Genomic DNA, 6953 nt, shown 5'->3' with positions numbered 1-6953 from the left:
TGACCGATTTCTGTCCCACTCTCTTTTTTTACTCAGAAGGATAAGAATTTCTTATTCTTCTTTATTTTTGCGTTTTGGTACAAGCCCAAGACCTGCAAGAGCAGACATTAATCCAAGAGCGATTGCTGATGTTGATGTCTCCTCACCAGTGTTTGGAAGAGCTGGTTTAACAAGAGTCTTCTTAGCTGGTTTAGCTGGTTCAACTGGTTTTTGCGGTTGTGGTTCTTCTGGTTTTTCAGGAGTTGGTGGTGTTGGAGGTGTTGTATCACGAAGTTTGTAAACATAAGTGATATGTTGATCAATCTCTGTAACAACGCCTGTAACTGGGTCTGTTGAAATCCAGTGACCATTCTCATCAACTGTGATAATACCAGTCGTTGGGTTACCAGGGTAGTTTCCTGCTGGAACGAGATCATAAATCTTACCATCTGGTGTCACAATTGTACGAGGACGGAAAGTATTCGTTGTTGAGTCGTATACTTCATCAACAGGAGCATCATTCTTCACTGTTTGACTTTCTTTAATGGTGTTACCATTTTCGTCAATGTAGTGTACGTAAACGTTACCCTTCACTTCTTCGTAAACATAAGTGATGGTTGATTTAGGTTTGTCCACTTTACCCTTGATTGGGTCTGATGACTCAAGGTGTCCTTCATCATCTACCTTACCTACTGGGTAGTCACCCTTCGGTACACGTTTGTAAGTCTTACCTTCAAACTCGATGTACTTAGGTTGCTCATCTTTCTCCGTAGTATCATATGGTGTGTCATATGGTGATTTAGGAGTGTCTTGGCGTGGTTCTTTGATCTTGTTACCTTTAGTATCTACGTAAGTAATGACTACTTCACCTTCTTTAGGTGTTACAGGAGTTTCTTTCAACTTGTAGATGTAGGTTACGTTCTTATCGCCTTCGATAACCTTACCTGTAGTGGCATCATCACCTGTCCAGTGACCTTGCTCATCTACTTGACCTACAGTGTAGTTTCCTGCTGGTACAAGTTCATAAACTTTGCCATCTTCAGTGGTAATTGTGCTTGGACGATTATCGATAACAGTATCGTATTCTTTACCAACTGATTGTTCGAACTCATCCACTACAGAAGCCTTGATGGTGTTTCCTTCAGTGTCTTTGTAGTGTACGTAAACGTTACCCTTCACTTCTTCGTAAACATAAGTGATGGTTGACTTAGGTTTGTCCACTTTACCCTTGATTGGGTCTGATGACTCAAGGTGTCCTTCATCATCTACTTGACCTACTGGGTAGTCACCCTTCGGTACACGTTTGTAAGTCTTACCTTCAAACTCGATGTACTTAGGTTGCTCATCTTTCTCCGTAGTATCATATGGTGTGTCATATGGTGATTTAGGAGTGTCTTGGCGTGGTACGCGGATTTCCTTACCATCGTTTTTACGGATGTAAGTGATGATAACTTCACCTTCTTTAGGTTTTTCAGATTGTGCTTCTGAATGTGATTCAGAAGTTGAAACTGATACTGATGTTGAAAGTGAGGTTGATACAGACTCAGAAATTGATACAGAAACTGATGTACTTACTGATTCAGAAGTTGAAACTGACTCAGAAAGACTTACAGAAACTGATGTTGATGTTGACTCTGATACGCTTACTGATGTTGACTCAGATACTGATACTGAAGTACTTACTGATTCAGAAGTTGAAACTGATACTGATGTTGAAAGTGAGGTTGATACAGACTCAGAAATTGATACAGAAACTGAAGTACTTACTGATTCAGAGGTTGATACTGATGCTGAAGTACTTATTGATTCAGAGGTTGATACTGATAATGAAGTACTTACTGATTCAGAGGTGGATACTGATAATGAAGTACTTACTGATTCAGAGGTGGATACTGATAATGAAGTACTTACTGATTCAGAGGTGGATACTGATAATGAAGTACTTACTGATTCAGAGGTGGATACTGATAATGAAGTACTTACTGATTCAGAGGTTGATACTGATGCTGAAGTACTTATTGATTCAGAGGTGGATACTGATGCTGAAGTACTTACTGACTCAGAAGTTGATACAGAAACTGATGTACTTACTGATTCAGAAGTTGAAACTGATAATGAAGTACTTACTGATTCAGAGGTTGATACTGATGCTGAAGTACTTATTGATTCAGAGGTTGATATTGATGCTGAAGTACTTACTGATTCAGAGGTTGATACTGATAATGAAGTACTTACTGATTCAGATACGCTTACTGATGCTGAAGTACTTATTGATTCAGAGGTGGATACTGATAATGAAGTACTTATTGATTCAGAGGTGGATACTGATAATGAAGTACTTACTGATTCAGAGGTTGATATTGATGCTGAAGTACTTACTGATTCAGAGGTTGATACTGATGCTGAAGTACTTACTGATTCAGAGGTGGATACTGATGCTGAAGTACTTACTGATTCAGAGGTTGATACTGATGCTGAAGTACTTACTGATTCAGAGGTTGATACTGATGCTGAGGTTGAAAGGGATGCGGATACAGACTCACTCACTGAAGTTGATGTTGAAAGAGAAAGAGATACTGAGTTTGACAGTGACAAGGAAAGGGATGCCGATGTGGAACCTGATAATGATTGACTCAATGAACTTGATGCTGAAGCTGAAGCACTCAATGAAGTTGATTCTGAGGTGGATTCAGAGTCTGTCATCTTACGATAATAGTGTATCACATCACCAGATGGTTTCTCACCTGCTGGTGGAATTGTATATTGGTTAGAAAATCCACCTGTAGTTTTAACAGGGTTTCCTTGAGAATCCAATACTAGAGTTCCATTTTCAAGAAGGGCATACTTTGTCCGTCCTCCTATTACATTTTGAGAGTTCCCTCCAGGTGTTGAAGTTGATGTTCCTTTGGGTTCATCCATAAACATTCCATCTGTCGTTCCAAACTGGCCAGTCTTATACCATCCGGTAATGAATACTAGTCCTTTATTAGGTTCATCTGGATTGTGCCAAGGGGATACACCAATTTGATAATCACCATTTTTACTTGAAACAAGTACTCGTGAGCTTGTCATATCCGTTGCAGTAGGAACATAGTTTTCACCAGGTTTTATTACTGGGGTAGTATAAACTAAAGTATATCCTGTTGTATCTGTATTTTCTGCCATAGTTGCTTCGTTATAGGTTGAAACTGATGATGGGTCAAGAACATAATATTTCGTTACTGTAGAACCATCATTAGCAACCACTTCACGAATGCGTTTCACGTAGTAGTGAGCACGATTCCCATTTAACTCAGCATATTTTGTACCAACAGACTCTCCTAGCACTCCAGACATTGTTGAACTTTCAGCTTCTTGGTATAGTACATAACCTTCAAAAGTACGAGGGTTAGATGCAGTGTAGTTTTCTCCTTGGAATCCCGTTTGTGTATAAGAAGCAAGTTCCGTTTCGTTCCCAGTAGACGTATAACTTTGTGTAGTCGTATCCGTAGTCGCACGATTCGCATTGTAGGTAGATGAGCTAGTATCTACTACCTTATAATGAGTTACCTGATCCATGTTTATTGATGGAATCCCTGTCTCTACATTAGGCTTGGATTTAGTTTCATTACCAGGTAGCAAGTAATCAAGAACTTGTTCTGTTTGATATTTAAAGTCAGCAGTGTCATTATTATTAATAATGACATTCACACTTGCTGGAGTACCATCTGTCGTACCTTGATAGATTAGATAAGGGTAAAAAGTATTGCTACTCAAGTTCCCTAATAAAACTTTTTTCCCAGAATCACTATTTGTAAGAGTGACTGATGCAACTTCTGCTCCAGTTGTTTTATTCACTAATCTAGCATAGACGTCTGGAGTTTTAGATGGAATCGTTTTATCAACTGAAAGAGTTACATAATAATTTGTACTATACAACTCATTATAAGATTTAAGGTTCCAAATACCAAATGTAAAACGATTTGCGTTCGGATCAGCAGTATAACCTGATGGAATGGTTATAGATCGAGCAGTAAGCGTTGCACCGTTGGCATCAGACATATCTGGACTAACTGTAATACCTGCTGTAAGAGTATGGCTTGTCGAGAGGGCTTCCAACTGTGCAGTGATGGCTACAGAACCGTCAGCTGCAAGACCGTTTCCAACGAAACCTGCTGCTGTCAAAGCGTTCATCAAGCTATCAACTGCTGTTCCAAGTTTTTCACGTTGGGCATCATAGGCTTGAGCTGTCGCTGCAGTTGCGATCAAGTTGTTAGAAGTTGTAACTTCTTCTTGAACTTGAGCGATTGCTGCTGTCAGTTGTGCTTTTTCAGGTGAGTCTGTCAAGCTAGCTTCAAACTTGCTTGCAATGTTGTTCAACAAAACTGCTTCTGATACGTTTTGATCCAAAAGGTCTTTTGACTCTTCGTCTGAACGTACTTGGTTTGTGCTTTCAGTAGTAGTTGTTTCACTCTTTGCACTTGCTTCAGATGCCGTTACAGACGCTGAAGTTGATGTTGAAGCGGATACAGATACTGATGTTGACTCAGATGTTGAAACAGATACACTGTTTGATAGAGATACTGAGTCAGATAGAGATACTGAAGTTGAAAGGGATGCTTCTTGGCTTGCTAGAGTGGTATCTGATACTGACGCTGACTCTGTAGTTGTTTGTGAGAGTGTTTCAGACGCTGTTGTAACTTCAGATTGGCTCGTAGTTCCCAAGTTTACGCTGTCAGTGGTTGGAAGGGTACTTGTAGTACCAACTTCTGATGTGACAGCTGTTGTTGTTTCTGTCTCTTCAGCTTGAGCTGTTGTTGCTACAACTGCTCCTCCTAAGACAACCCCAGCTGATGCGAGACCTTTAAGCAGACCAAGTCCTGAAACGTTTGTTTTCAACACTTGCTCATCACGAATCTCTGCAACTACTGTTTCTTCACTGCCACCACGAACTACTTTGAAAAGTCCAAGGCTTGATGTTGCGGCGCGCAACCAGTTTTTCCCCGACTTAACGAGTTTGAAGCGTGTGACACGATCCGTTTCACGGTAGTCACCTTGTGATCGTTTAAAAAACATTAATTTCCTCCTAAATGGATAAGTTAATGGAATAGTCTATCGTTACAGCTGTGATAAAACTTTTCCTACTTCAGCATTTGAACAAAAAATTCCTATACTACCATTCTATATTTTTTTCTGATAAATTACAACTAATATCCTCTAGAAACATAGCAAATATTTGGTTAAATTCGTCATTCATAGTTCTAGTTTATCCTATTTTATTTAGCAGGAAGTTTTACTATGTATTCCCAATCATTTAAAGACTCGAAAGTAAACACTTTCTTGATTTCGACTAATATCTTATAGGGCACCTCTAAAAACTCCTATCTAGTAAAATGTTATAGCACCACTTGTTTTGTGTAACCCCCGTTTTCTGGGCTTATTTTCCCATTTTTGGGCACACTAGGCCTATGTGTTTTATCCAAATCGTTTGATCTGCTAAAAACGACAGATATATTATAGAAGATTTGTTAAGGTTACATTCATATTAGATCGCGCCAACCCAATCCTCGAAAAGTACCGCCCTTCATACTATTTTCAATAAAGCCAAACACATGATCAATCAGACAACGAACTCTGGCAATCAGATGGTTGACCTTCTTGTCCGTCTCAGTTAATGGGGGTTCTAAAAGCACGGTGACTAGTGCGGTGCTGACAACCTTCTGGCACACTTTTGCCAACATAGGCACTGTCATCAAAGGCCCGTTCATTGGCATCACAAAGAGAAGCCAGGATATTAGAGTCATGCACACGAGCTGTCGTTCCCTCATAGTTCTGGATAAACTTTGATTTTTTTATCGATACAGATACAATCTTTATAGGCAAAATAGCTGACCCCACTTTTTTAGTCCAAGTTGCCTCTACATCTTTTTGTTATCTCTTGACTCCACTCCTTTAACCTCTATGCTTTTCGTCTATCCACTACAGTTTTATTTACGTTCAAATACGTCAAAACAGGAAACAAAAATACTGATATACCAAGACTTCGTCATCATCTAGGATATATTCAAAATACAAAGGTTGACCAAGAGTTGACCAAACTAGATTTTGAGCATATCCCCAAACTTCATTCCCAAGAATTATTGGAATAGCCTAGTTTTTCCGATGATTCGGGGAATTCAAAAAATCTTCTTACCACATGGTAGGAAGATTTTTTAAAATTATGCCTTTCGGTTTCGTTTCACACCAGTTAAACCAAGACTTGAAAGGATAGCGACCCCAACAAGTGCCAAAAGACTTTCTTTCTCACCTGTATTTGGCAAGGTTTTAGCCCGTTCTACTCGTGAGTAGGTTTGTGTAGCAGGTGTAGATGTTTTAACAACACTTGTAGCAACAGGTGTTCCCTCTGCTTTCACAGGGATAACGGGTGTTTTCTTGCCGTTGGTGCTGACAAGGATTTTCCCACTTTCATCAACCGTAAACTCTTTACCATCTTTGATAGCTTTGTCCAAAGCGTCCAAGTCAACAGCTGGCAGTTCATCTTGTGTTGGTGCAACGTTTGGTTTAGCAACGACTGTACCATCAGGAAGGACTGCAATGACGTTGTCTTTTGCCTTGTCTTCTAAATCTTTGGCTTTCGCATAAGCGTCTTCCAACTCAGCCAATTTAGCTTGTTCACTTGCCAATTCTTCGCTGATACGACGAACTGCGCCAACAGCTGAAGCGTATGAAGCTTGTTTGTTTTGCAATTCAGCTTCTTTTTGCGCCAAAGTTGCTTTTGCTTCTGCCAAGAGTTCAGGAGCTTTGTTGTAAGCTTCGATTTCATCAGCGAGGGCTTTTGCTTCAGCGACCAAGCGGTCTTTTTCAGCAAGGAGTTTTGCTTTTTGCTCGTTAAGACTGGCAAGAACAGCAGTTTGTTCAGCAAGTTTAGCTTTCGCTGTGTTCAAGGCTGACATCTTAGTTTCTTGAACAGCTTCAGCGTCAGCAAGTGCTGTTTT

The 6953-nt window shown here is 39.9% G+C and carries 2 protein-coding genes and 1 pseudogene; all 3 read right to left on the bottom strand.

What is annotated here, in order from left to right:
- Nucleotides 1-51 precede the first annotated feature (51 nt).
- Nucleotides 52-5034, bottom strand: coding sequence for an accessory Sec-dependent serine-rich glycoprotein adhesin (locus tag STRDD10_RS10710; protein WP_156468541.1), 4983 nt, complete (start codon nucleotides 5032-5034; stop codon nucleotides 52-54).
- 438 nt (nucleotides 5035-5472) lie between these two features.
- Nucleotides 5473-5889, bottom strand: a pseudogene (locus tag STRDD10_RS11345) (transposase); the annotation flags it as partial.
- Nucleotides 5890-6176: 287 nt separating this feature from the next.
- The coding region (locus tag STRDD10_RS00005; RefSeq protein ID WP_156468540.1) for an LPXTG cell wall anchor domain-containing protein at nucleotides 6177-6953 on the bottom strand (777 nt) is incomplete at its 5' end.

This window comes from Streptococcus sp. DD10 (assembly GCF_001578805.1).
Lineage (GTDB): Bacteria > Bacillota > Bacilli > Lactobacillales > Streptococcaceae > Streptococcus.
Note: the sequence above shows the minus strand (reverse complement) of the source record. Positions and strands in the feature narration are given on the sequence as shown.